Source organism: Blautia sp. HCP3S3_H10_2 (genome assembly GCF_052122375.1).
Classification (GTDB): domain Bacteria; phylum Bacillota; class Clostridia; order Lachnospirales; family Lachnospiraceae; genus Blautia_A.
This window is the reverse complement of record NZ_JBQKCL010000042.1, coordinates 1-1,757: the sequence shown is the minus strand read 5'-3', so window position 1 is coordinate 1,757 and position 1,757 is coordinate 1. Positions and strand designations below refer to the sequence as shown.

Genomic DNA, 1,757 nt, shown 5'->3' with positions numbered 1-1,757 from the left:
TATAATGTACCCATAACAGTGGACACACGAATTAGTGTAGTACCCTTTTTTCGGACACCCACACAAGACGTGACCCTGTTCTTAAACACCGTTCCCATGTGAACCCTTTTTCTTGGACACTTCCTTCCAGATGTGATATTCTAATCACAGAAATGGAGGATTTTCATGAGCAGAAAACTATTCACAGAGGAACAACAACAGTTACTTCGCCAAAACCCTTACATCTACAGTGTTACCGAGGCAAGGATCACTCTCACCAAAGAGTTCAAGCAGCTCTTCATGACCGCATACAAAGCCGGTGAATCGCCGAGAAAGATTCTTGAAGATCATGGTTTTGACATTGACATCATCGGCGAGCGGCGCATATGGAGCATTTCCCAACATATCCGTACAGAATATAAAACGTACGGAGAATTCCATGAGGGCTATGGTCCACGGGGTGAAACAGCCAACCACGATGCACCCAAAGATACTGCCAAACCTGTATCCGAGGCTGATGAGATCAAACAGTTACGGCATGAAGTAGATTACCTGAAACAGGAAATGGAATTTCTAAAAAAAATTTCCTCGATCAGAACTACAAGGAAGTAGGTGCACTGCTCATGAATGACTCTTCCTGTGTATTCGAAATCATCTACAACACCATGCAGCAAAGCCATAACGCACTGTCCGTCAAGGCACTTTGTGAAACGGCAGGTGTATCCCGTAGCGGTTATTACGCCTGGGTCAACTCCGCTCCTGTAAGAGAACTCAAGGAACAGCAGGACCGTGACGACTTTGATCTGATACTCGCTGCCTACAAAATGCACGGCTATACAAAAGGTGCCAAAGGCATCTACATGGCCCTGCTTCATATGGATCCGCCTGTGATCATGAATCTCAAAAAAATCCGGCGTCTGATGGGTAAATTCAATCTGTCCTGCCCCTACAGGGGCCCGAATCCTTACAAGCGGATGGCCAAAGCCCTTAAGACAAGCAATGTTGCAGACAACCTGCTTCAGCGCGAATTTGAGGCATACGGTCCCAGAATCGTCCTGCTGACAGACATCACCTATCTGCCGTATAATGGCATCTTTGCTTATTTATCTACTGTCCTGGATGCCTTTACCAAGCAGATACTGTCGTATGTGCTCAGCCCATCACTGGAAGTGGATTTCGTTTTGGAAACCATCAACAAACTGGTGGAAAATCACGGGGTCTCCCTCCAGGCAGAAACGATCATTCATTCAGATCAGGGTTGCCACTATACCAGCCACAAGTTCATAAATATCCTTTATGATAAAAAACTCCGTCAGTCCATGTCCCGCAGGGGAAACTGCTGGGACAATGCTCCGCAGGAAAGCTTCTTCGGCCATATGAAAGATCACATCATGCCGAAACTTGCGGAATGTACTGAGTTTGCTAAGGTTCAGGTCATCATCGATGACTATATAGATTATTACAACAATCAGCGCTATCAGTGGCATCTTGCCAAACTGTCGCCTAATGAATTCTACAAATTTGTTACTACCGGGGAGTATCCTCTGGATATCCCGAATGCACCTGCCCCGCCGGCCATTAGGAAAGAGCCGAAAGAGCTTGGCAAAATGGCAGTTCATATAGATTCTGAAAAATAAAATTTAACAGAATATCATATCAATTCGGTTTGTCCAATTCTGTGGGCACATCAAATGTCATGTGTCCACTTATGTGGATAACCAAACAAAGGAATGTCCAAAATCAGGGATATCACTTTTGTGTAGGTGTCTAAAAAATAG

At 45.0% G+C, this 1,757-nt stretch carries 2 protein-coding genes; both read left to right on the top strand.

The genetic code is table 11. From position 1 onward, the window contains the following. Window positions 1-165: 165 nt before the first annotated feature. Entirely contained in the window at window positions 166-591 is a 426-nt protein-coding gene (locus tag ACTQWB_RS18630; protein WP_441485553.1) for an HTH domain-containing protein, read from the top strand. Between the two features lie 11 nt (window positions 592-602). Continuing rightward, the gene (locus ACTQWB_RS18625; RefSeq protein WP_441502914.1) at window positions 603-1,616 is read left to right on the top strand and encodes an IS3 family transposase; all 1,014 of its coding nucleotides are present in this window, start codon (window positions 603-605) and stop codon (window positions 1,614-1,616) included. Window positions 1,617-1,757 lie beyond the last annotated feature (141 nt).